This is a genomic window from Flavobacterium tegetincola DSM 22377, assembly GCF_000425485.1.
In the GTDB taxonomy this organism is placed as follows: Bacteria; Bacteroidota; Bacteroidia; order Flavobacteriales; family Flavobacteriaceae; genus Flavobacterium; species Flavobacterium tegetincola.
In genome coordinates this window covers 104,629-128,412 of the sequence record NZ_AUDN01000023.1, presented here as the reverse complement: position 1 = coordinate 128,412, position 23,784 = coordinate 104,629, and the positions used below count along the sequence as shown (strand labels likewise).

Below are 23,784 nucleotides of genomic sequence, written 5' to 3'. Positions count from 1 at the left end.
AATTGAAGCTAAAAATAGTGAATTGAAAAACGTACACGGTTACGATAGAGCACTATCTTATGGTATTAACAATATGCAAATGCAAGGAGCAATGGCTGTTTTTACAGTAAACTTAAAAAGAATACTCAAATTAATATAGAAAACAGAATGTAAGTGGCCAATAAATAAAAGGACATGGTCTAAGTCAAAAATAGACTTATACAGCCTATAATAAAAAAACAGTTTAAAAAAATAAAACGCTTATAACGGATCTTTAAAATCCAGTTATAAGCGTTTTTTTAGTCTCCAAAAACGGACACTAATCAAAATAGATGATGTTTTTCAGTGCCCTCGAAATTCTAAAAGCTTTTTTTTTACACATACTTGACTTGTACTAAAATCCGTAATTTACACCCACACCAAATACTTGTCTGGTTTGCAATCCACGGAATGCATTGTCATCATAAATAGCTTGAAAAGACAAATTTGTCGACAAATAACGATTGATTTTCATCACAATATTCAATGAATAATCAACATCTACGTTTTTCGTTTCTTCTAAATAATTGGAATATAAATTCAAGATGTTTTCCGCAGAAACGTTAGCCATGATATTCAATTTGTAATATACGGAACCGTAAAATCCAAATTCATACCGCATAGATTTATTTGCGTCTACGCCAAAATAACTTCCATCCACATAACCATTTTGTGAGGTGTAGAAATCATCCACAAAAGTCAGTTTAGAAGTTGCTGGAGCAATATTTATTTTAAGATTAGCATCCTTTTTATATAACATACCTGGTCCAAAAGTCAAATATCCCGGCGATAAAAAGTCTGTGTTTTCTGTTCTAATTTCAGCACCGTTATCGTCTTTACCGTAAATATAACCTTTAGTAATCTGGGTTCTGAAATTTAAAAAAGCCGAGTAAGACCATTTACCTGTTGCCTTTTTACCTAAAATTGAATTTAATTCTAGTCGGTCATCCGTCTTCTTTTCAAACGAAGCATTTTTTGTCTTGACCAAACCGTACGAAGCCATTAATTTATTGTCCCAAGTCCAGTCGTCTTTTGCATATTCCAAACCAAAATTAAGTAAGAAATTTCCAGACAAGTTGTTCTCACCTCCAGCAGTCCAATTACTAAAATTGGATTGATTGAATAAAAGAGACACTTCTCCTTTTGACTTCCAATGACTTGTTGAGTCTGCCACAGTTGCTTCTTGAGCTTGTGCAACGGTCAAAAATCCTAAAAATGCAAACGAACATATAATTTTTTTCATGATTCAGTTTTAAAATTAGTAAAGCAAGTTAAAAAAAAATCCTTTCAAACTTTGCCATCTACTACTACTATTTTTTTGCTTTATATAAAGGAACTGCAGAGCAAGCTTCACCATACATGATGCTTCTTGCGTAAGGTTGTAAATATTTTGCAGCAAAAAGATAGGCACTCATTGGTACTGGTTTCTTTGAACAGCCTTTTATAATCATAGGTTTACCATCATAAATACTGTAATCTATTGTTGCCAAAACATCTTGATATAAAGATGTTTCCAAATCTTCTAAACTACCACTTACAATTTTTTTTGCAAAAGGAGCCAAATACATGGTCACTAAAATAGAAGCCCAGGCTGGAATAATTGCATCCGTTTTACAAGAAATTGCCACCAAATGATCTTGGTATTGTTGCCAATTGTGCTCCATTAATGCCGCACGAAAATCCTTTTCTCTTAGAAGAAATCCTTCCAATAACCATTGTGACAAGTCAATTTCTGTTCGGATTCCTTTCTGATAATAATCTTCTAAATCGAAAACTATTAAAGTGGAATTGGCAACCTTATTTATTATTTCATCCATTGTTTAAGAGTATTCAGTTAAAAAAAGTGATCGGATTGCATGAGAAATCAATGTTCAGTTTACAAGTATTTAGCGATAATAGCGACTGAATACTTGTAAGCTGCACACTGCAAGCTTTCCTAAAGCATCCCTAGTTCTAATTTCGCTTCCTCACTCATCAAATCTTTTGTCCATGGTGGATCAAAAGTGATTTCAACTTCAGCATCTTTTACATGCTCGATACTCTTCACTTTCTCCTCTACTTCGCGTGGCAAGCTTTCGGCAACCGGACAGTTTGGAGAAGTAAGTGTCATTAAAATTTTTACTTCAAAATCGGTATTGACCATTACGTCATAAATCAATCCCAACTCGTAAATGTCAACGGGAATCTCTGGGTCATAAATTGTTTTTAATTTTTTTACAATCGATTCTCCTAATGCATTTGTATCTATTTCTTGTTCCATTTTTATCTCTAATTATTTATAATATACTTCTGTTAATTCTAACTTGCTTTCGAAAGATTCTACTTTGGTTACGCCATAATCACTATTCGCAAAAATGTATCCTAATGATATGTATTTGGATAAATTTTCATCAAAGTCCACCAAATTGTTATAACTTTCTCTTTTACCACTGATTTCCTTCATAAATTCTCCCTTTGTCTTAGAAATTGGCTTTAAATAAATTTGAACTTTATCAAATGGAAACGCATACGATCCAGACGGAAATGCCGTATATTTCATCTTATTTGTATAATCAAATTCTTCCGTAAAACTAAAAAGAGAGTAGTCTTTGTTAAAATACTTTCTAAAAATAGCTTTAATATCAGCGTCATTTCTTTGGACAGTAATCCTTGTTTTATTTGACTTTATATCATGTACACCGTAATACGATTGATTGAGATGGTATAAAAAACTGATTAATTCCTTCTTCTTATCACCTTTAAAATCCTTCAATTCTAATGTAGAATTTAAATATTGAACGGTGGGATTCAGCACTTTTGTAAACTTTAATTTGGGAAAATAATATTTGAAGAGTACCGAATCAGCATAAACGCCCGTTTCATCTATAAGCATTTTTGAACTGCATTCATATTTGAAATGAATTTCAGCAGTACCTTCCGGCATTTTTTCAAACTGCTTTTGCGCAAAGCCAAGGTCAGAACTGCACATCAATAACCCAAATAAAAGTTTTTTCATTGTGTCTAATTGTTTTTTGCTTCAAAACCCAATGCGTACAATTTAATTTGCTTAATCATCGAAACCAATCCATTAGCACGAGTAGGCGAAAGTTGTTCTTTTAAACCAATTTGATCAATAAATGACGTATCCGCTTCAAGAATATCTTTTGGTTTTTGATTGGAAAAGGTACGAATTAAAACAGCAATAATTCCCTTTGTAATTATGGCATCGCTGTCTGCGGTAAATACCAAATTTCCATCGTTCTCCTCCGCGTGCAACCAAACTTTGGATTGACAACCTTTAATAATATTATCGTCTGTTTTGAATTGGTCGTCCACTAAAGGCAAACTCTTTCCTAAATCAATCACATATTGAAAACGTTCGTCCCAATCGTCAAACATAGAAAATTCGTCTATAATTTCTTCTTGTATTGCTTGTATCGTCATCTTTTATTTTTCTGTTAATGCAACTATTTTATTTATAAAATCGGCTATTTCAGCCGGTGGATTTCCATGATCAAATCCTTGTGAACTATAACTTTGACCTTGATAATCTACCGTCAAATTTGCTATTGCCGCACCATCATAAAAACGTTTCTCCGTTGGTGCTTTATAAATTTCTATTTCCTTTAAATTAATCTTTCCATATAAGTCATTCAACTCTTTCAAGTCCAGATCACTCACTACATAATCTTTGGCATCTGAAGTTCTATCGGTATTTAGACTCATTTTATTTCCTTGAATTTGCGCTTTCAAGTAAAATCCTCGTGATACTGCTTGATAAGTAATCGTAGATTTCTCCATTTTTTGCGCCACTTTTGCACCGCAACTTAACAAAACGAACGGAAATAGTAAAGCGATAAGGAATTTCATACACAATTATTTTAGGAAAGCATTGCTTGTGCTTTTTTAATAGCATCCACCATCAAATCAATTTCTTCGGTGGTATTGTAAAACGAAAATGAAGCTCTAATGGTTCCTGGAATCTGAAAGAAACTCATAATCGGTTGAGCACAATGATGACCGGTTCTTACAGCAATTCCTTTTTTATCGATGATGGTTCCAATATCATACGGATGAATTCCTTCAATATTAAATGAAACCACCGATGTTTTCTGGCTCGATGTTCCGTAAATTTTTAACCCTTGAATTTCCAGAAGTTTTTTAGTAGCATACTCCAGCAACATTTTTTCTTGCTTTTGAATGTTTTCAAAACCAACTTCGTTCATGTAATCTATGGCAACGCCAAGTACAATCCCGCCTGAAATATTGGGTGTTCCTGCCTCAAACTTATGCGGTAATTCGGCATAGGTTGTTTTCTCAAAAGTCACTTCCTTAATCATTTCTCCACCACCTTGATAAGGAGGTAACTTATTCAACCAAGCTTCTTTTCCGTACAAAATTCCAGTTCCTGTAGGGGCACAAATTTTATGACCCGAAAAAACGTAGAAATCACAATCTAGATCCTGAACATCCGGTTTTAAATGCGGTGTAGCTTGAGCGCCATCAATTAAAATTGCTGCGTCAAATTTTCGAGCTTTAGCAATCATTTCTCTAATCGGGTTAATGGTTCCCAATGCATTAGAAATATGATTTACAGTAACAATTTTAGTTTTATCCGAAAGCAATTTGTCATATTCACTTTGAATCAATTCTCCTTCCAAATTCATCGGAATAACTTTGAGAATCGCACCTGTTTTCTCGCACAACATTTGCCAAGGTACAATGTTAGAGTGGTGTTCCAAAGCCGAAACTAAAACCTCATCTCCTGGTTTTAAAATTGAAGCAAAACCATTTGCAACCAAATTAATTCCATGTGTGGTTCCTGCAGTAAACAAGACTTCGTGCGAAAATTGAGCATTAATATGCTTTTGAATTTTCAACCTCGATTCCTCGTAAGCGTCCGTTGCCAATTGGCTCAGCGTATGCACGCCACGGTGAATATTGGCATTAATTTCCGAGTAATATTTTGAAATTGCATCTATTACAACTTGTGGTTTTTGGGAAGTCGCGCCATTATCAAAATAAACCAAGGGTTTACCATTTACTTTTTGAGAAAGTATGGGGAAATCAGCACGCACTTTTTGAATATCAAACATAATTATTTAGATAAAATCTAAATACAAAAGTACTAAAATTTCAACTCAACGACGTGTAAAACGGTGTTAATAATTCTATAGAATTGGTTCAGACAATATTGATTTGGTACTTATTTCAACCGTTGGTTTTTAGTAACTACCGCCGCTTCCACTTCCACTGAACTCGCCACCACCAAATTCCATTGGAGCCTGTTCCGAAGACACCGTTTGTGTATTTACATTTGCATTAACTAGAAGAGCTTGGACTGCGGCAAATGCCATTGGATTCAAACTCTTATCTTCCTTGAACGTAATTCCAACCGCACTTTCTTTAAATTTTCGAATGGAAAAATAGACCATCGCAAAAAGGATGCTTCCGCCTACCATCAGCGCTACTTCTACTGGTAAAAAGTAGTAATAATACCGAATACTAGCAAATCCAAGGGACAAAGTCACTAATCCCATCCAAAGAAATACGCGATCCCTCTTTTTTAATCCGATAAAAATATAAAAAAGTGGAAGTGCAAATGTGGCAATGTAAAATAGTTCAGAAAATGGAATGTCTTGATTTGGTACTATTTCCATGCTCAACAAGCTTTCAGACAATTCCCTAACTACAAAATAGTTTAGAGCAGCATAACCAAAAGCCAAACTCATGATTTTTATAATCAGAAACACATTTGTATAAATTAAATTTTTGTTGGACTTCGACATTATGCTTTGTAAGAAGTACAATGCTACAGCGATAATGAATAGTACAATTGGTAGATAGTAAGAGGGTAAAATTCGTTCTTCAATTACTGCATAACCCACCAAGCCAATTAGTCCTATCAATCCAAAAAACACCGACGGTACATGAACATATCGGATCGTGCAGACGATATTGGAAATAACTAATGCAGCCAATGTAGCCGTTACGTCTTCAGTAAAAATTCCAACAGCTATCGTAAAAAAAAGCGTGATTGATAAAATGAATGAATCGTCAAAACCATAAGCAAAATAGTTTCCAATGTAAATAAATTCAGCTGCAACAACGCATCCAATTGCACCAACAAGAAACCAAAAAGCAAAAGCCTCTTGGCCAGAAAGCGTGGTTAAAATGAATGCAAAGACACCCAATACAGATGAAATGACAAAATTTCCCAAGAGGAAAAATGCAAATCGCAGTAGAATATTAGAATTGGTTTTTGCTGTAACTGTACTTTTCTTCAGTTGCGCTAACTGTTCTTTTGAAATAAATTCCTGACGTTCCAAAAGCACTAATTCTTCGATAAGAAAATAGTTTTCTATATGATTGTGATTACTCGCTAACATTGATTTTCTTTTTAAAGTCTCTGATTAATTTGACAAACAATATGATGGAACCTATAAAATAAAATGGTGATAAGATGGGAATGAAACCATAAATTAAATCTAAATCAATACTTTCTAGAACTTTAAATAAGAGTATGTTCGCACCAAAATAGCCATAAATCAAAACAAATGAGTACCACGATATGGCTTTAAACTGAACGCTTTTTAAATAAAAATAATACAAAACAGCGGCCAAAATTGCTAGGTATATAATCCAAAATCCATTTTGGAAATAGCCACCAAAGCAACTTAAAGCTAAAAGATGTAAAGCGAACGTGAGTATTACAAAGCTAAAATGCGTTTTCACTGCATACTTATCCGACAAAAATTGCCATAGCATTAATAATCCGCCAAATACAAGTCCCGAAAAGAGTATTCTAGGATCGTCAAAATTATCATTATCGATAAGCGTTTGCACCTGAATGGAAAGACCAATAAAACTTCCCAAAGCTGTAATTCCAATGGTCAAAGCACTTTTATTATCAAAATAATACGCCATACCTAAAGCAGCCACCGCCGAAACTAGCGTTGCCACACTGTAATTACTGTCTTGAAAATTTAAGTTATACTGAAAATAACCAATAAACGTACACATCAGAATCGTTGTAAAAAGCACTAAATATTCATACAGTGGATTTTCAAACTTAACCTCATCTTTAGAAAATCCTACCGCTTTCTTTTTACAAAAATAAAGACAAAGTGCCGTTGCTACTGCAAGTAAAATGAGTAAAATGGTATGCCCAATCGTATCGATATTTTTATAAATAATAATTCCAACACCTGTGGTAAATAATAAAATAGAGATGTAAAGCAAAAAAAGCAACTCATTTCTTATAGAAAATAATTGCAGTTTACTGTATTCCTCAATTGCCTGATGTTGCTCTTTGCTGATTAGGTTTTTGGCGTGTAATAAGTCATAAATTTTATTCATACTTTATGTGGAATTTCTTCAAAGATAAACAAATACACTTTAGTTTTAATTTGTTAAAAAAACTTATCTTGCCTTTCAAAATAGTTTTTAGATGAAAAAAATAGTCAAGGTTGTGTCCGTTTTAATTTTAATTGGCATCTTATATGCCGGTTATACCAATTATCCTAAACTCGAATTGATTTCAGGTTTTTCGGCAAAAAGTGTGGCTTCGGCTCATTTTATAGACCATCGTTCGCTGGAATTGATTGAGAAATCAGACAATGACATCAAACTGATTCGTTTGGCAAATAATAGCATTTTAGATGCAGAAAAATCAGCAACCTCATCTGTTTTTGGTTTGCAAAAAAGGAAAGCTATTTACCGGGAAGGTTTGGGTTCAATGCTTATTGACGAAGATTTTGATGTAACAAAACCTTATTTGGTACCAAATCGTGTTCAACCAAAGATTAATTTTCCGTATCCTTTTGGCACAAATGAACCTAAAGATTCGACTTTTTCAACTGTAGATTATTCTAAACTTCAGAAAGCTGTTGACAATGCATTTGATGAAGGTGATGCTTTCGAAAAAAGAACACGTTCAGTAGTAATTTTGCACAAAGACCATTTACTTATAGAAAAATATGCCGACGGTTTCTCCAAAGATTCCAGAATTTTAGGTTGGTCGATGACTAAAAGTATTACAGCAACGTACTTTGGAATTTTGCAATATCAAAATAAATTTGACATCAATAAACCCGCTCCAATAGCTGAATGGAAAGCTGATGAACGAGCCAAAATTACGACACATAATTTAATCCAAATGAACTCTGGTTTAGAATGGGAAGAAAAATACGACCGGATTTGTGACGCGACAAAAATGCTTTTCCAAGCAAAAGATATGGGTCAAGTGCAACTCGACAAACCACTTTTTGGCAAGCCAAATGCAAGTTGGAATTACTCCTCTGGAACATCAAACTTACTTTCAAAAATAGTGCGAAATCAATTTAAAACCCATCAAGAATATTTGGATTTTTGGTATTGGTCGTTGATTGATAAAATCGGAATGTACTCAATGGTTGTGGAAACGGACATGACAGGAAATTACGTTGGTTCTTCTTATGCTTGGGCAACAACTAGAGATTGGGCAAAGTTTGGATTGCTTTATTTACATAACGGAAATTGGTTAGGAGAACAATTATTTGATGCTTCTTGGTCAAAATATGTAGCAACGCCTACTCCAACTTCTGACGGAAAATACGGCGGACATTTTTGGTTAAATTCGAGTGGAAAATATCCAGATGCTCCTCGAGATATGTATTATGCCAGTGGTTTTCAAGGTCAAAAAGTGATTGTAATTCCATCGAAAGATTTGGTGATTGTTCGAATGGGTTTGACGGATGATGAATCGTTTGACTTTAATGGGTTTTTGAAGGGGGTTTTAGGGAGTTTTGAGAAGTAATTTTCGATTAAAGTTATATTAACCGCAAAGAACACAAAGTAAAAAACCGCAAAGGACGCAAAGTTAATTAATAAACTTTGCGTCCTTTGCGTAAATCGTAGCGAACTTTGCGTTTAAAATCTACAAATCAAATCCCATATTAACGCCTAATTTATTTGCAATAATCTTTGTAATTCTCGCTTTCAATTCAGGTATTTTAATACTTTGAATCACGTCATTCGAAAACGCGTACATCAATAATGCTTTCGCTTCTTTCTTTGGAATTCCACGAGATTGCATGTAAAACATTGCTGTTTCGTCCAGTTGACCAATCGTACAACCGTGGGAACATTTCACATCATCTGCGAAAATTTCCAATTGTGGTTTTGCATTTATTGTCGCTTTATCACTCAATAAAATATTGTTATTTTGCTGAAAAGCATCTGTTTTCTGTGCTTCTTTTTCGACGAATATTTTTCCATTGAAAACACCTGTAGAACGGTCGCCAAGAATCGTTTTATAATTCTGGTGGCTTTCGCAATTTGGCGTCGCGTGTTGCACTAAAGTATGGTGGTCCACGTGTTGTTTACCTTCGATAATAGTAATCCCTTTTAGCGTGCTTTCGATGTGTTCACCTTGATGGTAGAAATTCAAATTATTTCTGGTGATGTTTCCACCAAAAGAAAATGTATGAACCGAAACATTACTTTGTTGCTTTTGCGCAATATAAGTATTGTCTACCAACGAAGCTTCAATCGTATCGTTCTGGATTTTGTAGTAATCTACAATCGCTCTTTTTGCAGCAAAAATTTCAGTTACAGAATTGGTCAATACCGGATTTGAGTTCAACGATTGGTGACGCTCGATGATTTGTACATGTGAGTTTTCGCCCACAATAATCAAGTTTCTTGGTTGAACCAATAGTGCCGCTTCTGTTCCTGTAGAGAAATTGATAATCTCAATAGGTTTATCTGCAACTTTGTTTTTTGGAATGTTGATGTAAGCTCCTTCCATTGCAAAAGCGGTATTCAACGAAGTTAAACTGTCGTCTTTTTGAGCAATTTGGTTGAAATACGTATCAATAATCATTTTGTATTTTGGCTTTGTCAATGCAGAAGCCATCAAACAAACGTCAATCCCATCATGCGTTGTAGAAGACAAAAATGAGCTGAATACACCATCTACAAAAACGACTTTATACGTGTCAATTTCGTGTAAATAATATTTCTTTACATCCGAATATTGAATGCTATTTTCGTTTTTAGGGAATACACTAAAATCGTTTTTCAAAACTGAATTTAACGACGTGTATTTCCAAGCTTCCTCTTTTTTGGTAGGAAATCCATTATTTTCAAAGTTCTTCATCGCATTGATTCGAATGTCGTGCAAGGAGTCATTGACGTCCACACGTTCTTCAAATGCCATGAATGATGATATGAGTTTTTCTTTTAATTCCATAATTTTGTTGTCGGTCGTCAGTTCTCAGTTGTCGGTTCCATACTGAAAACTGACAACTGCGAACTGACAACATTTTTAAACTAGTTTTCCGCTTTAATCCAATCGTAACCACGTTCTTCTAACTCGTGAGCCAGTTCTTTTCCGCCTGATTTCACGATTTTTCCGTTGTATAAAACGTGAACGAAATCCGGAATGATATAATCTAGAAGTCTTTGGTAATGTGTGATTACTAAAACCGCGTTGTTTTCGTTTTTCAACTTATTCACACCGTTTGCCACAATTCGCAAAGCATCGATATCTAAACCTGAATCGGTTTCATCTAAAATGGCGATTTTAGGCTCTAACATAGCCATTTGAAAAATTTCGTTTCTTTTCTTTTCTCCACCTGAAAAACCTTCGTTTAATGAACGAGACAAGAATTTACGGTCGATTTCCAATAATTCTGATTTCTCACGAATTAATTTCAACATCTCGTTTGCCGGCATATCTTCTTTTCCGTTTGCTTTACGGTTCTCGTTAATTGCCGTTTTCATGAAGTTGGTTACCGAAACTCCAGGAATTTCAACAGGGTATTGAAACGATAAGAATACTCCTTTATGAGCTCTCTCTTCCGGAGCCAAATCAGCCAAATCCTCGCCATCTAATGATACAGAACCTTCCGTAACTGTATAAGTTTCGTTTCCTGCAATTACCGCCGAAAGTGTACTTTTACCTGAACCGTTTGGTCCCATGATAGCATGTACTTCGCCAGCTTTGATCTCAAGATTGATTCCTTTTAATATCTCTTTGTCTTCAATTGAAGCGTGTAAATTTTCTATTTTTAACATATTATTCGTAATGTCCTTTAAGTGACAATATATTTAAGATTTCTATATTATTTTCGTCTGTCATTCTGTAAACCAATCGATGTTCTTTGTCAATTCTTCTCGACCACCTATTTGCTAAATCATATTTTAATTGTTCCGGCTTTCCTATTCCAGAATAAGGGTGTAATTGAATATCGTCTATCAATAAAACAATTTTTTTCAAAATTCCTTTGTTTCCTGACTTTGCCCAAAAATCTAATTCCTTTTTGGCTCTGGGAGTTAATACTACTTGCATAAAGCGTGTAGCTCATCCATAGTCATTGTAATCCCTTTACCTTCTTTAATATCTTTTTCACCATCTAGAATTTTTTTTACAAACTCCGGATTATAAAGTTTATCTTCTTTTTTGGTAATTTCAAAACCTAAGGATTTGGCCAATGATTCAAATATGGGCAAATCTTTTTTCTTTACGTTTTTTAATGTAATTTCCATAATATCAGATTTTTAAATTCTAAATTATCCTACTGAACCTTCTAATGATATTTCCAGTAATTTTTGAGCTTCTACCGCAAATTCCATTGGTAATTTGTTCAATACTTCTTTACCAAAACCGTTTACAATTAATGCAATTGCTTTTTCGGTTGGAATTCCTCTCTGGTTGCAATAGAAAACTTGGTCTTCACCAATTTTACTTGTCGTTGCTTCGTGTTCAATTTTCGCTGTAGGATTTTTACTTTCGATGTAAGGAAAAGTATGTGCTCCACAATTATTTCCCATCAAAAGTGAATCACACTGCGAGAAGTTTCTGGCATTATCAGCGTTTGGACTGATTCGTACTAAACCTCTGTAACTGTTTTGTGATTTTCCAGCCGAAATACCTTTAGAAATAATTGTTGATTTTGTGTTTTTTCCCAAGTGAATCATCTTGGTTCCTGTATCGGCTTGCTGGTAATTATTAGTTACGGCAATGGAGTAAAATTCACCTACCGAATTGTCACCTTTCAAAATACAAGATGGATATTTCCAAGTAACAGCTGAACCTGTTTCAACTTGTGTCCATGAAATTTTAGCGTTTTTCTCGCACAAACCTCTTTTGGTTACAAAGTTGAAAACCCCACCTTTACCTTCTTTATTTCCTGGATACCAGTTTTGAACCGTTGAATATTTAATTTCAGCATTGTCTAACGCAATTAATTCCACAACAGCGGCATGCAATTGATTTTCGTCCCGGCTTGGTGCCGTACAACCTTCCAAATAAGAAACGTAACTTCCTTCATCTGCAATTAATAATGTTCGTTCAAACTGACCAGTTCCTCCTTGATTGATTCGGAAATACGTAGATAATTCCATCGGGCAACGAACGCCTTTTGGAATGTAACAGAAACTTCCGTCAGAGAAAACCGCCGAATTTAACGCAGCATAAAAATTATCTTTCTGCGGAACAATTGTTCCTAAATATTTACGAACTAATTCTGGATGCTCTTTAATTGCTTCAGAAATCGCACAGAAAATAATTCCTTTTTCAGCCAATGTCTTCTTGAATGTCGTAGCTACAGAAACAGAATCGACAACGATATCCATTGCTACGTTATTCATTTTCTTTTGTTCATCTACAGAAATTCCTAGCTTTTTATACATCGCCAAAAGTTCCGGGTCAACGTCGTCCAAAGTTTTATTTGGATCCACCGCTTTTGGTGCCGAATAATATGATATTGCTTGAAAATCTGGTTTTGTATAATGAACATTTGCCCATTCTGGCTCAATCATTTGTTTCCAAGCTCTAAAAGCTTCGATTCGCCAGTCGGTCATCCATTCTGGTTCGTCTTTAATTTTAGAAATTGCGCGAACTACATCTTCATTTAAACCAATCGGAAAAGTATCTGATTCTAAATTGGTATAAAATCCGTATTCGTATTCTTTATTTTCTAATTCGACTTTTAAGTCGTCTTCAGTATATTTTGCCATGTTTTTATTTTAAAACCGTCTAAGATATAAAATGCTGATTTACATCTTATTGATTCAATTTTTGTTTTTAAAGAGAAAATGATTCTCCACAACCACAAGTTCTTTGTGCATTTGGATTATTAAACACAAATCCTTTTCCGTTTAAACCTCCCGAATACTCTAAAATTGTTCCTGCAAGATACAAGAACGACTTTTTTTCTACAGCAATTTTTACGTTATTATCTTCAAAAACTTTATCGTTTTCGCCTAATTCTTTGTCAAATTTCAACTCGTAAGACAGACCTGAACAACCACCACTTTTTACGCCAACTCGCACGTAATCAGCAGATGCATCATAACCGCCTTCTTGCATCATCGAAACGATTCTCTTACTTGCGTCATCGGATACTTTAATCATGTTATATTGATTTTGTCTAAATTAAGTGCAAAGATACGTCATTTATACTTTTTAGACCAATGCCTAACATTATTATAACGTATGATTTGATAAGTTATAACTATAACAGCATTCCACGACTTTTAAATCAAAAATATTCTTTAACACCATTCGAAATTAAAAATGCCAATACATTCCATTTTTTGTTCAAAAATGAATCTCCTATCTTTACGAGAATTTTAAACCTTTATCCCAATGAAAATATATCCAATAGAAGCCGGCAATTTCAAATTAGACGGCGGTGCCATGTTTGGCGTTGTTCCCAAAACCATTTGGAACAAAACCAATCCTGCTGACGAAAATAACCTCATCGATATTGCCACACGTTGCATGCTTATTGAAGACGGAAAAAGACTTATTCTGATAGATAACGGAATGGGAAATAAGCAATCGGGGAAGTTTTTTGGATACTATTCACTTTGGGGAACACATTCAGTTGATGCTTCACTAGCGAAATATGGTTTTCACAGAGACGACATTACTGATGTTTTCATGACGCACCTGCATTTTGACCATTGTGGCGGAAGCGTTATTTGGAACAAAGATAAAACGGGTTATGAAGTTGCTTTTAAAAATGCTAAATTTTGGAGTAATAAAGACCATTGGAATTGGGCAACAAATCCGAATCCAAGAGAAAAGGCGTCTTTTTTAAAAGAAAATATTCTGCCAATGCAGGAAAGTGGTCAATTGAACTTTATTGAAAAAGGAACTGAAGCATGGTCTAAAAGTGAGGATATGAATTTTGACATTTTCTTTGCCGACGGTCATACCGATAAAATGATGATTCCAAAAATTCTGTATCAAGAAAAAACCCTTTGTTTTATGGCTGATCTATTGCCAACTGCAGGACATTTGCCTTTGCCTTACGTGATGGGTTATGATACAAGACCGCTATTAACTTTGCCCGAAAAAGAAAAATTTCTGCGTGAAGCTGCTCAAAATAATTACTATTTATGGCTGGAACACGATGCTCATAATGAAATCATTACTGTTGAAGAAACTGAAAAAGGAGTGCGACTCAAAGAAATATTTACTTATAATCAAGTATTTGGCGCTTAGAAATTACATGCTGCAAAGTGTAAAAATTTTGTTATTTTTGAGAAATTGTGTAACAAAATTGCTTCCTTTGGAACTAATATATTGAAAAATCAAACTAATCTATAAAATGAAAAAAATACAATTAACGTATTTATCGTTAGCACTTGCTTTAGCCTTAACAGGTTGTAGTACTACAAAAGTAGCGATGTACAATGTGGATGCCCTTCCTGTAAAAAAGGCAAAAATTACCGATGATCAGTTAAAAAGATGGAGTCACTTGGATGTTTTAACAGACACTATTCCTGGAATGAGCGTTGATAAAGCTTATACCGAATTATTGAAAGATAAAGAAGGCGTAAAAGTTATTGTTGCAATTATTGATTCAGGTGTAGATATCGAGCATCCTGACTTAGCTGCAGCAGTTTGGACCAATCCAAAAGAAATTGCAGGAAATGGAATTGATGATGACAACAACGGTTTCATTGACGACATGCACGGTTGGAACTTCTTAGGAGATATTACCAAAGAAAACTTAGAATATGAGCGAATTGTAAAAGACAAATCAATTGTAGACGAGGCAACTTATAAGAAAGCCAAAGATATTGTAGATAAAAAATCTGCAGATGCTAACAAAGGTCGTACACAATTAGAATCCATGATGATGGGAATTAATAGTGCCGATGAACTTCTTAAAAAAGAGCTTAAAAAAGAGACCTATACCATTGCTGATTTAGAGGCAATTACTTCTACTGATGCAGCAATTGTGCAAAGTAAAGAAGCGATGAAACAAATGCTTTCTTACGGTTTACCGGTTCCGGAATTAAAAGAGGAAATTAAGAAAGAGTTAGAAGGATATATCGCTACGATGAATGGTTCTAATTTAAAAATGGATTACCGTAAAGTTGTTGGAGATAATCCAAACGATCTTACTGATACCAAGTACGGAAATAACAACGTAATTGGACCAGATAAAGGTGAAGCACTTCACGGAACACACGTTGCCGGAATTGTTGCTCAAGGTCGTTATAACAATATTGGAGGAGATGGTATTGCTTCTAACAATGTTGAAATTATGGCGGTAAGAGCGGTGCCAGATGGTGATGAGTACGATAAAGACATCGCTTTAGCAATTAGATATGCAGTTGACAATGGTGCAAAAGTAATTAACGGAAGTTTTGGAAAATCATTTTCTCCACACAAACAATGGGTATATGATGCAATTAAATATGCAGAAGAAAAAGATGTTTTAATTGTTCATGCTGCTGGAAATGATGCTAAAGACATTGATGTTGAAGACAACTTCCCGAATGATTCTGACGATAAAATCACAGAATTTGCTGATAATTTAATTACTATTGGTGCATTAAACTTTGAATACGGCGAAAAAGTCATGGCTAATTTCTCTAATTTTGGAGCTCTTAACGTGGATGTTTTTGCTCCAGGAGTTCAGATTTACGCTACTACGCCAGAAGATACCTACCAATATTTAGCTGGAACATCAATGGCTTCGCCTAACGTTGCTGGAGTTGCTGCTTTGATTCGTTCGTATTATCCAAAACTTTCTGCAAGTCAAGTAAAACACATCTTGATGGATTCAGGAACTAAGATAAATTCAAAGGTTCAAGTAGGTAGAAAAAAAGGAGATTTAAAAGATTTTTCTACTTTATCTAAATCCGGAAGAATTGTAAATGCTTACACGGCTTTGCAAATGGCTGCAAAAATGTCTGGTAAATAATATTTTTGAATTTTGAACACTAACGGAAGGTTCGCGCCTTCCGTTTTTATTTATATAAATTATGAGAAAAACCACAATCACATCCTTATTTCTACTTGTATGTTCGATCAGTTTCGCACAAAGTAATTCGTATTGGCAACAAAAAGCGGATTACAAGATGGACGTGAAAATGGACGTAAAAAATTACACGTACACAGGAACTCAAGAATTAATTTACACCAATAATTCGCCTGATACGTTGAAGAAAGTGTACTTTCACTTGTTTAACAACGCATTCCAACCGGGAAGTGAAATGGATGCACGTTTGCAAAGTATTTCTGATCCTGACCGACGAATGGTTAAAACATTCAAAACGCCTGAAAAAACCACGTATGAAAGTCGAATTAGTGCTTTGAAACCAAATGAAATCGGTTTTTTAAAAGTGTTAGACTTCAAACAAGATGGTCAATCTGCTGAAACAAAAACCATAGGAACCATTTTAGAAGTACAGCTTCAGAAACCTATATTACCCAATCAGAAGTCCACTTTTACGTTTAATTTTGACGGACAAGTACCGCTTCAAATTCGACGTTCGGGCAGAAACAGTTCTGAAGGAATTGCATTATCAATGGCACAATGGTACCCAAAAATGGCCGAATATGATTTTCAAGGTTGGCACGCGGATCCTTACATTGCCAGAGAATTTCACGGCGTTTGGGGAAATTTTGATGTAAAAATTAGCTTGGACAAGGATTATATCATCGGCGGAACTGGCTATTTGCAAAATCCTAATGAAATAGGTTATGGTTATCAAGACGATGGCGTCGTTGTAAAACATTCCAGGAAAACCAAAACGTTAACGTGGCATTTTTTAGCACCAGACGTTCATGATTTTACTTGGGCGGCAGACAAGGATTATATCCACGATACGGCTCAAGTTCCGGGTGGTGCAAAATTGCATTTCTTCTATAAAAACAATCCAGACATAAAGGAAAACTGGAAAAATTTGCAACCAAAAGCCGTTCAATTGATGGAATTTTTCAATGCAAATGTGGGACCTTATCCGTACAAACAGTATTCGATTATTCAAGGTGGCGATGGCGGAATGGAATACGCTATGTCCACTTTAATTCTTGGAAACGGTACAATGCAAGGCTTGCAAGGAGTTACGGCTCATGAAATGGCACACTCGTGGTTCCAATTTGTTTTGGCTACCAATGAAAGCAAGCATTACTGGATGGACGAAGGATTTACTTCTTTTATTTCTGACCTTGCGGAAAATGCCATTAATGAAAAGAAAGTAGATAATCCGTTGGAAGGCTCCTATAAAAGTTATGCTTTTATGGTCAATTCCGGAAAAGAACTACCGCAAACTACGCATGCAGACCGTCATGATGTCAATCAAATTTATAGTATTTCGGCCTACAGCAAAGGAAGTGTGTTTCTAAGTCAATTGGGCTACGTGATTGGAAATGAAAATTTAATGAAAACCCTTCGTCGTTACTACAAGGAATTTGCATTTAAACACCCTACACCAAACGACTTTATCCGAATTGCAGAAAAAGTATCCGATACGCAGTTGGAATGGTATTTAAACGATTGGACACGAACAACAAATACCATTGATTACAGCATTAAGGAAGTTGTTGAAAAGGAAAACAAGACCTCAATCACCTTGGAAAGAATTGGTAGAATGCCAATGCCTATTGATCTTTACGTAGAATACACGGACGGAACTGCCGAAACTTTTTACATTCCGTTACGCATGATGTTTGGCGAAAAACTAAATCCATTTACCAATTTAAAAAGAACGGTTTTAGCAGATTGGGCTTGGAGTTTTGGTACGTACCAATTCTCTATTGACAAGCCTAAAAAGAGCATCAAGCAAATTATAATTGATCCAACAGAAATGATGGCCGATATTGAAAAAGAAAACAATGTTTACATTCAAGAATAAATAAACATTCCAAATTTTAAAGCGAACCCTAAAAAGTTCGCTTCTTTTGTGGAATAGAATTTGTAGTTTTGCGATTCAAAATCATTGACATGAAAATCCTGAAAATTGTAGTTCCTTTCTTTTTATTCTTCTTTGCCATTCAAGATGTTGCTGCGCAAGTGTACCGTTTTAAAGCCGACAGTTTTAGCATTATTGAAAAAAATGCGAACGGAAAATGGGGAAAATGGACCGAATTCAATAACAGTCCAGTAGTCATTTCATTAGATGCAAAAAAGGATAGAATTATTGTGAATTCTAAGGAAATTCAGTTGTACCGCATTTTAGCTTATGGCGAAAAAGTAGTAGAAAATAATTCTGAAACCATTCCGATGAAATGTGCTGACAATGACGGTGGATTATGCACGATTTTAATTGTAACCAAGAAAAATGAAGACAATAGAAAACAGTTTTACATCAACTATGACGATGTGAAAATTGTTTACAATGTCTACGTTTCTAAATAATTACAGCGGTAAAACGATTCCAAAGATATAGTTTAACGTATTAAATCTGAAATTGGTTTATTGCAAATCTGCATTGAAACTGTACGGAAAGTTGGGTTCTTCTGGACTTTCACAAAATAAAATGAAGCTCAGTTTAGCAGAATTAATTTTTATCGCTAATACGATTTAGAATACATACTACCTCGTTTTTTTAAATTATAGCACAATTTGTATACGAATTATCTTATTTGGAAAGCTCTTTTCCAATTTCGCAAATCGCTCTTGAAGCAAATTTAAAATTTCTTTCTTGTCTGACAACGAATACTTTAAATAGTACTAAAAGTAAAAGAAGTCTTACTTTTGGCAAAATCATACCGCTCATCAGAAAAAGTTTAGAAGCTAAAAATACTTTTTTTATCAAACTATTTTAATTCATTTTGATATTGCGGTTTGTAAATTTTTAAGCGCCATTTTTGTACTAACCTTTGTAACTTTGTCTCCTAAAATAAACTGATGACCTTTACGTATCCTAAAAAACACAAACTCAAAAGCAAAACGAGTATTGACTTGCTCTTCTCGAAGGGAAAGTCGGTTTCAAAATACCCGTTGCGGTTGGTTTATGCTGTGGCAAATGAGCAACAAATGGATGGTGAAATGATGAAGATGGGCGTTTCGGTTTCTAAAAAATATTTCAAGCACGCTGTGGATCGCAATTATTTTAAGCGTATTCTTCGGGAAACGTACCGATTGAATCAACACTTATTGCGCGAACACTTGCAAGAACCTTATATTTTTATGTTTTTTTATCAAACCAAAGAGCGACTGACGTACCAAGAAATTGAGCAAAAAACGATTCAGCTTTTTGAGAAATGGGTTTTGGAACTTAAAAAACAGCATGAAAAACCGTCTGTTTGATTTGAAATTTCTTTACAATATTGCTTCAATTGCAAGGATTTTTACTGCGTGAGGAACTTTGTTTTTTGCGTGAGGGATGGCAGAGGAGCTCTTTATTGCTTTGCAGAAAGCAATAAAAGCGGGAACGTACAGCCCGACCCTTTAAGTTCTCGTCCTTCAAGACGAGAACGTAAAGGGGCACGCCCAAGTAAAACTTTTTGTACTTAAATATCAAGGTTTTGTTGTAATCCGCTATTTTTCTGTATTTAATGTTTATTTTAGTAACCAATTTTAATGACACGTTCCAACACATTTAAGCATGCAAATTAATATTAGAAAAAGAATAGTACTTCCTGTGGTAGCAGCGGGTGTTTTTTTTATAAGCACGAGTTTTAAAGATGATTTCTTTGAAATTGCCAAGCAAATTGAAATTTTTACGGAAGTTTTTAAAACTGTAAATATGAATTATGTGGATCAGACCAATCCGGGTCAGATGATGGATAAGGCAATTAAAACGATGCTTGCCGATTTAGATCCGTACACTAATTACTTCAACGAGCAGGATGTGGTTAAGTTTAAAATCAATGCTACGGGAGAATATACCGGAATTGGCGCTGTTATTTCTAGAAAGGAAGGCCAACTGATCATTAGAGAACCGTACAAAGATTATCCCGCCGATAAAGCAGGTTTAAAAGCGGGTGATGAAATTATCCAAATTGGAACCATAAATATTGTGGATTTTAAGGACGATATTTCACAATTATTGAAAGGAGCAAAAAACACAAAGATTGCTATTAAGTACAAACGACAAGGAAAAATTGCAACTACACAACTTGTTTTAGAAGAAGTGGAAGTAAAAGCGGTTCCGTTTTTTGGCAAAGTGGACGATAAGACAGGTTATATTGTTCTAACGCAGTTTAACCGAAAAGCATCAACGGATGTAAAAGCTGCTTTGGAAAGTTTAAAGAAAGACGGTGCCGAAAAAATCATTCTGGATTTAAGAGGGAATCCTGGCGGACTTCTACATGAAGCGGTGAATATTTGTAATTTATTTGTTCCTAAAAATGAAATTATAGTCACCACTAAATCAAAAATTGAACAACACAATAATGCCTATAAAACCACTTTTGAGCCCGTAGATTTAGAAATTCCATTAGTGATTTTGGTAGATGGAAAGAGTGCTTCTGCTTCAGAAATTGTGGCAGGTGCGTTACAAGATTTGGACCGAGCGGTGGTTATTGGGAGTCGCAGTTTTGGAAAAGGATTGGTTCAACGACCAATTGATTTGGTTTATGGAACACAAGTTAAAGTAACCATTTCGCGGTATTATACGCCATCCGGACGCTGCATTCAAGCGCTAGATTACGGTCAGAAAGACGAAAGTGGAAAAGCACTTCGGACGGATGCCAAAAATTACAATGCCTTCAAAACCCGAAAAGGCAGAACGGTTTATGACGGTGGTGGCATTTCGCCAGACATTGCTTTAGAGGAAACCAAATTGAATCCAATTTCAGAGGCTTTGCAGCAAAATGACGCTCTATTTAATTTTGCAACCGACTACTTTTACCGAAATCCTTCGCTTGGCGAAAAAATACCAGTTTTGACTGATGCGGATTACACGGCTTTCAAGCAGTTTTTGAAAAAAGCTGCATTTTCTTTGGATACAGAAACACAAAAGACATTGAAAAAAGCCTTTGAATTGGCACAAAAGGAAGGCATTGATGAATCCATAAAAGCAGAGTACAACCAATTGGCGCTTGCCATTCAGAAAAGTGAAGACGTTTTGATCAACAAGCACCAGAATGAAATTAAAAATTTAATGGTAGATGAGTTGATTTTGCGCTATCAATACCGAGAAGGATTGTATAAATATTATTTAAAAAGCAACTCTGAAATTAAAAAGGCGTCTGCAATTTTAAATAATCCTGCAGCATATAATAAAATACTTTTACAATAATGTTTCGATTTTTAAAATTCATACCGCTGCTTTTCATTGGAATACTACATGCTCAGGAGGAAGTGATTCATTCGGTTTATTTTGAGTTTGACAAATTCAGCTTGAAGTCCGAACAATTGCAAAGCGTGGTGGATTTTATCCGTACTACCGATTCTACCCGAATTGAAACCATCGAGATTTTTGGGTATTGCGACGATCGTGGAAAAGAAGCTTATAATTTTATTTTATCGCAAAACCGTGCGAATACTATTCAACAAGAAATTTTAAAAAATGGGATTACCAACAAGGTAATTGTTACAATTGAAGGGAAAGGCAGAATCATGATTGACGACGATATTGTGGACAATATTCCGGAAGTCCGCTCTAAAAACCGGCGTGTGGATGTGGTTTTGAACTTAAAACCATTGCCTAAAATTCAGCTTCCTGGATTTTACAATACCGTTCAGAAAACCCATGTTATTGGCGATCATATTTATCTAGACGATTTGCTTTTTGACCGCGGAAGTAGTTTTTTAACGTTTAAAGCAAAGTCGGATTTAAGTAAACTTGCACGCGTGTTGCTGCGCAATAAAAACATTCACTTTGAAATTCAAGGACACATTTGCTGTACACCAAAACAGCAGAAAGAAGCGATTGATCGTCATACTAGAAAACGAAAATTATCGCACAATCGAGCGGAAGCTGTCTACAAATACCTAATTCTAAAAAGGGTTCCCAAAGAACGAATGACGTTTAAAGGATATGGTAATACGGTTCCGCTTGGAAAAGGTACTGAGTACGATAGAAGAGTAGAATTGGTAATTACCAAGATCTAGTCGCGTACCATTTCAATATGTTCAATTCCATCTTCTAAATACGTTTCGCTCACTTGCTGAAAACCCAGACTTTCATAAAATTTTTTCAAGTACAATTGTGCGGAAATGGTGATGGGTTGGATTCCAAATTCACTACCCACTGCTGCAATGGCTTCTTGCATTAAATCGAATCCAAATTTATGAGCTCGCGCATTTTCTGATACCACTACTCTACCGATCGATGCGTTGTCAAAGTAGTCGTTTGGTTTAAAAATGCGAGAATAAGCTACAATTCTATCGTCCATTTTGCCCAATACGTGCACTGCTTTCTCGTCTTTACCATCAATGTCTTGGTAAACGCAATTTTGCTCTACAACAAAGACTTGACTTCTTAATTGCAACAATTGATAAAGTTCAAGGGTAGATAGTGCGTTAAAACGCTTTATTTCGAATTGTAATTTCATGTATTTATAAAAATTTGACTGATTTAATAATTGCTTCTAGTTCCATCATTAAATCCCGTTTGGAAGTGGAAGGTGCGTAACAGAAACCTTCAATAATGATAAACTCCTTTTTATTGCGGTCCAATATAGCATAATTGATAAAAGAGCCCGACATGTAATCGCCTTTAAGTTCCCACGTGCCTTTAGTTTCGTAAGCCCTTTTCATGTCGATTACTGTGATATCGAAATACGGTGCGTAGGATTCTTCAGTAATCATTCTGCTGTTATTTTCTTTTCCTTTAATATATCGAGCACCAACTTTATCGCGCATTTCGATGATATTATTCACGATGTTATCATTTTTAAGCAACGTTTTAAAGGGCACTTTATACACTAAAATACTCGTGTTTCCGCTTAAAATTTCTTTCTTCAACCAAATAAAATTAGGTTTTTCCACAACATAATTAAAAGTTGCTGGCACGTCCAACAAGATTTTGAATCGCTTGGTTATTGGCGCATCGCTTAAAAGATTTTCTCGAATTAAAGTCTGACTCCGTTTGATTTCTGTTTCCCGAAAAATAGTTGCAAGAGAATCGGCACTTTCCTCAATGTACTTCAAAATTTCGGCATTTGTCTTTCCCGAAATCACTACCAAATTCTGCGGCTTTAAATACCGATCTTGAATCAATTGGTATTTATTTTGCTCTTCTTTCTTTATTAGAATTATATTGGTGTTGGAATTTCTATTGGCATCAAACAATCGAATTGGAAATTGCTTGATGGTAAAAAGTGGCTCTTCTTGCGGAAGTCCGTCAACAGGTGCGGCAAACTTTTTGCGCAAGCTGTCGCCTATTTCGCCGCTCCAAAGTTGATCATTGATTGCTATAGCAAGCGCATTGATTTCGGCAGGAGCTTCGGGTTTCAATTCCTCTTGTTTCTTACAAGAACTTAAAACTGCAAAAAACAGAACCATAGAAAATACCACAGCAAATTTATTTGGTGATTTGTAAGTGAGCCGTTTTAGATTCGTTTTTGACATACCTCTTTTTACAAAAATAAATTCCTTA

The 23,784-nt window shown here is 35.1% G+C and carries 25 protein-coding genes; 8 read left to right on the top strand and 17 right to left on the bottom strand.

Annotation, left to right across the window (positions count from 1 at the left end; all coding sequences use genetic code 11):
• Positions 1-373 precede the first annotated feature (373 nt).
• The 9 genes from H602_RS0106670 to H602_RS0106630 form a co-directional block, all read right to left on the bottom strand.
• Positions 374-1,261 carry a DUF3078 domain-containing protein gene (locus H602_RS0106670; RefSeq protein ID WP_026977322.1) on the bottom strand — a complete coding sequence of 296 codons (888 nt, stop codon included), beginning with the start codon at positions 1,259-1,261 and terminating at the stop codon, positions 374-376.
• 67 nt (positions 1,262-1,328) lie between these two features.
• Entirely contained in the window at positions 1,329-1,835 is a 507-nt protein-coding gene (locus H602_RS0106665) for a DUF2480 family protein (RefSeq protein WP_026977321.1), read from the bottom strand.
• Positions 1,836-1,954: 119 nt separating this feature from the next.
• Entirely contained in the window at positions 1,955-2,278 is a 324-nt protein-coding gene (locus H602_RS0106660; protein WP_026977320.1) for an SUF system Fe-S cluster assembly protein, read from the bottom strand.
• A 12-nt stretch (positions 2,279-2,290) separates the two neighbouring features.
• Entirely contained in the window at positions 2,291-3,013 is a 723-nt protein-coding gene (locus H602_RS0106655; RefSeq protein WP_026977319.1) for a hypothetical protein, read from the bottom strand.
• 5 nt (positions 3,014-3,018) lie between these two features.
• Positions 3,019-3,441, bottom strand: a complete 423-nt coding sequence (locus tag H602_RS0106650) for a SufE family protein (RefSeq protein ID WP_026977318.1) — start codon at positions 3,439-3,441, stop codon at positions 3,019-3,021.
• Positions 3,442-3,444: 3 nt separating this feature from the next.
• Entirely contained in the window at positions 3,445-3,867 is a 423-nt protein-coding gene (locus H602_RS0106645) for a hypothetical protein (protein ID WP_026977317.1), read from the bottom strand.
• 11 nt (positions 3,868-3,878) lie between these two features.
• Entirely contained in the window at positions 3,879-5,093 is a 1,215-nt protein-coding gene (locus tag H602_RS0106640; protein WP_026977316.1) for an aminotransferase class V-fold PLP-dependent enzyme, read from the bottom strand.
• A 129-nt stretch (positions 5,094-5,222) separates the two neighbouring features.
• A complete protein-coding gene (locus tag H602_RS0106635; protein ID WP_026977315.1) occupies positions 5,223-6,386 on the bottom strand; it encodes a hypothetical protein in 1,164 nt (387 codons plus the stop codon).
• Positions 6,373-7,356 (bottom strand): DUF2157 domain-containing protein, encoded by a 984-nt coding sequence (locus tag H602_RS0106630; protein WP_026977314.1) that lies wholly within the window; start codon positions 7,354-7,356, stop codon positions 6,373-6,375. The genes H602_RS0106635 and H602_RS0106630 overlap by 14 nt, the downstream gene beginning before the upstream one ends.
• Before the next feature lie 91 nt (positions 7,357-7,447).
• On the opposite strand from H602_RS0106630, the gene H602_RS0106625 reads away from it, so the two are divergent.
• Entirely contained in the window at positions 7,448-8,794 is a 1,347-nt protein-coding gene (locus tag H602_RS0106625; protein WP_026977313.1) for a serine hydrolase domain-containing protein, read from the top strand.
• 120 nt (positions 8,795-8,914) lie between these two features.
• Here the strand turns inward: H602_RS0106625 and sufD are convergent, their stop codons facing one another.
• From sufD to H602_RS0106595, 6 genes are all read right to left on the bottom strand, one after another.
• Entirely contained in the window at positions 8,915-10,231 is a 1,317-nt protein-coding gene (sufD, locus tag H602_RS0106620) for a Fe-S cluster assembly protein SufD (RefSeq protein WP_026977312.1), read from the bottom strand.
• An 80-nt stretch (positions 10,232-10,311) separates the two neighbouring features.
• Positions 10,312-11,058 carry a Fe-S cluster assembly ATPase SufC gene (gene sufC, locus H602_RS0106615; protein WP_026977311.1) on the bottom strand — a complete coding sequence of 249 codons (747 nt, stop codon included), beginning with the start codon at positions 11,056-11,058 and terminating at the stop codon, positions 10,312-10,314.
• A 1-nt stretch (position 11,059) separates the two neighbouring features.
• Positions 11,060-11,332, bottom strand: a complete 273-nt coding sequence (locus tag H602_RS0106610) for a Txe/YoeB family addiction module toxin (RefSeq protein ID WP_026977310.1) — start codon at positions 11,330-11,332, stop codon at positions 11,060-11,062.
• Positions 11,323-11,529: a DUF2683 family protein gene (locus tag H602_RS0106605; RefSeq protein WP_026977309.1), complete on the bottom strand. Its 207-nt coding sequence runs from the start codon at positions 11,527-11,529 to the stop codon at positions 11,323-11,325. Before H602_RS0106605 ends, H602_RS0106610 begins: the two co-directional genes overlap by 10 nt.
• Before the next feature lie 24 nt (positions 11,530-11,553).
• Entirely contained in the window at positions 11,554-13,002 is a 1,449-nt protein-coding gene (sufB, locus tag H602_RS0106600) for a Fe-S cluster assembly protein SufB (protein WP_026977308.1), read from the bottom strand.
• A gap of 67 nt (positions 13,003-13,069) precedes the next feature.
• Positions 13,070-13,399 carry a HesB/IscA family protein gene (locus H602_RS0106595; protein ID WP_026977307.1) on the bottom strand — a complete coding sequence of 110 codons (330 nt, stop codon included), beginning with the start codon at positions 13,397-13,399 and terminating at the stop codon, positions 13,070-13,072.
• Positions 13,400-13,633: 234 nt separating this feature from the next.
• Between H602_RS0106595 and H602_RS0106590 the strand changes: the two genes are divergently transcribed.
• The 7 genes from H602_RS0106590 (at position 13,634) to H602_RS0106555 (ending at position 22,295) form a co-directional block, all read left to right on the top strand.
• Complete coding sequence (locus tag H602_RS0106590; protein ID WP_026977306.1) at positions 13,634-14,497, top strand: MBL fold metallo-hydrolase; 864 nt, start codon at positions 13,634-13,636, stop codon at positions 14,495-14,497.
• 106 nt (positions 14,498-14,603) lie between these two features.
• The gene (locus H602_RS0106585; protein ID WP_026977305.1) at positions 14,604-16,211 is read left to right on the top strand and encodes a S8 family peptidase; all 1,608 of its coding nucleotides are present in this window, start codon (positions 14,604-14,606) and stop codon (positions 16,209-16,211) included.
• Positions 16,212-16,272: 61 nt separating this feature from the next.
• On the top strand, positions 16,273-18,147 hold the full coding sequence (locus H602_RS0106580) for a M1 family metallopeptidase (RefSeq protein WP_026977304.1): 1,875 nt from the start codon (positions 16,273-16,275) through the stop codon (positions 18,145-18,147).
• An 89-nt stretch (positions 18,148-18,236) separates the two neighbouring features.
• Positions 18,237-18,650 (top strand): hypothetical protein, encoded by a 414-nt coding sequence (locus H602_RS0106575; RefSeq protein WP_035759054.1) that lies wholly within the window; start codon positions 18,237-18,239, stop codon positions 18,648-18,650.
• Positions 18,651-19,142: 492 nt separating this feature from the next.
• A complete protein-coding gene (gene rnpA, locus H602_RS0106565; RefSeq protein ID WP_026977302.1) occupies positions 19,143-19,544 on the top strand; it encodes a ribonuclease P protein component in 402 nt (133 codons plus the stop codon).
• A gap of 298 nt (positions 19,545-19,842) precedes the next feature.
• Positions 19,843-21,480, top strand: coding sequence for a S41 family peptidase (locus tag H602_RS0106560; protein WP_026977301.1), 1,638 nt, complete (start codon positions 19,843-19,845; stop codon positions 21,478-21,480).
• Positions 21,480-22,295, top strand: a complete 816-nt coding sequence (locus H602_RS0106555; RefSeq protein WP_026977300.1) for an OmpA family protein — start codon at positions 21,480-21,482, stop codon at positions 22,293-22,295. Before H602_RS0106560 ends, H602_RS0106555 begins: the two co-directional genes overlap by 1 nt.
• Here the strand turns inward: H602_RS0106555 and H602_RS0106550 are convergent.
• Together H602_RS0106550 and H602_RS0106545 are read right to left on the bottom strand one after the other, a co-directional pair.
• Positions 22,292-22,738, bottom strand: coding sequence for a GNAT family N-acetyltransferase (locus H602_RS0106550; RefSeq protein ID WP_026977299.1), 447 nt, complete (start codon positions 22,736-22,738; stop codon positions 22,292-22,294). The two genes, H602_RS0106555 and H602_RS0106550, sit on opposite strands and share 4 nt — an antisense overlap.
• A gap of 4 nt (positions 22,739-22,742) precedes the next feature.
• Positions 22,743-23,756: a DUF4837 family protein gene (locus H602_RS0106545; RefSeq protein WP_051224229.1), complete on the bottom strand. Its 1,014-nt coding sequence runs from the start codon at positions 23,754-23,756 to the stop codon at positions 22,743-22,745.
• Positions 23,757-23,784: the final 28 nt, after the last annotated feature.

Coding starts and splice junctions, on each gene's coding strand:
- H602_RS0106630 (WP_026977314.1), bottom strand. CDS start 7,356: ATGAATAAAATTTATGACTTATTACACGCCAAAAACCTAATCAGCAAA.
- H602_RS0106610 (WP_026977310.1), bottom strand. CDS start 11,332: ATGCAAGTAGTATTAACTCCCAGAGCCAAAAAGGAATTAGATTTTTGG.
- H602_RS0106555 (WP_026977300.1), top strand. CDS start 21,480: ATGTTTCGATTTTTAAAATTCATACCGCTGCTTTTCATTGGAATACTA.
- sufB (WP_026977308.1), bottom strand. CDS start 13,002: ATGGCAAAATATACTGAAGACGACTTAAAAGTCGAATTAGAAAATAAA.
- H602_RS0106545 (WP_051224229.1), bottom strand. CDS start 23,756: ATGTCAAAAACGAATCTAAAACGGCTCACTTACAAATCACCAAATAAA.
- rnpA (WP_026977302.1), top strand. CDS start 19,143: ATGACCTTTACGTATCCTAAAAAACACAAACTCAAAAGCAAAACGAGT.
- H602_RS0106550 (WP_026977299.1), bottom strand. CDS start 22,738: ATGAAATTACAATTCGAAATAAAGCGTTTTAACGCACTATCTACCCTT.
- H602_RS0106665 (WP_026977321.1), bottom strand. CDS start 1,835: ATGGATGAAATAATAAATAAGGTTGCCAATTCCACTTTAATAGTTTTC.
- H602_RS0106575 (WP_035759054.1), top strand. CDS start 18,237: ATGAAAATCCTGAAAATTGTAGTTCCTTTCTTTTTATTCTTCTTTGCC.
- H602_RS0106645 (WP_026977317.1), bottom strand. CDS start 3,867: ATGAAATTCCTTATCGCTTTACTATTTCCGTTCGTTTTGTTAAGTTGC.
- H602_RS0106650 (WP_026977318.1), bottom strand. CDS start 3,441: ATGACGATACAAGCAATACAAGAAGAAATTATAGACGAATTTTCTATG.
- H602_RS0106640 (WP_026977316.1), bottom strand. CDS start 5,093: ATGTTTGATATTCAAAAAGTGCGTGCTGATTTCCCCATACTTTCTCAA.
- H602_RS0106635 (WP_026977315.1), bottom strand. CDS start 6,386: ATGTTAGCGAGTAATCACAATCATATAGAAAACTATTTTCTTATCGAA.
- H602_RS0106655 (WP_026977319.1), bottom strand. CDS start 3,013: ATGAAAAAACTTTTATTTGGGTTATTGATGTGCAGTTCTGACCTTGGC.
- H602_RS0106580 (WP_026977304.1), top strand. CDS start 16,273: ATGAGAAAAACCACAATCACATCCTTATTTCTACTTGTATGTTCGATC.
- H602_RS0106605 (WP_026977309.1), bottom strand. CDS start 11,529: ATGGAAATTACATTAAAAAACGTAAAGAAAAAAGATTTGCCCATATTT.
- H602_RS0106625 (WP_026977313.1), top strand. CDS start 7,448: ATGAAAAAAATAGTCAAGGTTGTGTCCGTTTTAATTTTAATTGGCATC.
- H602_RS0106590 (WP_026977306.1), top strand. CDS start 13,634: ATGAAAATATATCCAATAGAAGCCGGCAATTTCAAATTAGACGGCGGT.
- H602_RS0106560 (WP_026977301.1), top strand. CDS start 19,843: ATGCAAATTAATATTAGAAAAAGAATAGTACTTCCTGTGGTAGCAGCG.
- sufC (WP_026977311.1), bottom strand. CDS start 11,058: ATGTTAAAAATAGAAAATTTACACGCTTCAATTGAAGACAAAGAGATA.
- H602_RS0106670 (WP_026977322.1), bottom strand. CDS start 1,261: ATGAAAAAAATTATATGTTCGTTTGCATTTTTAGGATTTTTGACCGTT.
- H602_RS0106585 (WP_026977305.1), top strand. CDS start 14,604: ATGAAAAAAATACAATTAACGTATTTATCGTTAGCACTTGCTTTAGCC.
- sufD (WP_026977312.1), bottom strand. CDS start 10,231: ATGGAATTAAAAGAAAAACTCATATCATCATTCATGGCATTTGAAGAA.
- H602_RS0106660 (WP_026977320.1), bottom strand. CDS start 2,278: ATGGAACAAGAAATAGATACAAATGCATTAGGAGAATCGATTGTAAAA.
- H602_RS0106595 (WP_026977307.1), bottom strand. CDS start 13,399: ATGATTAAAGTATCCGATGACGCAAGTAAGAGAATCGTTTCGATGATG.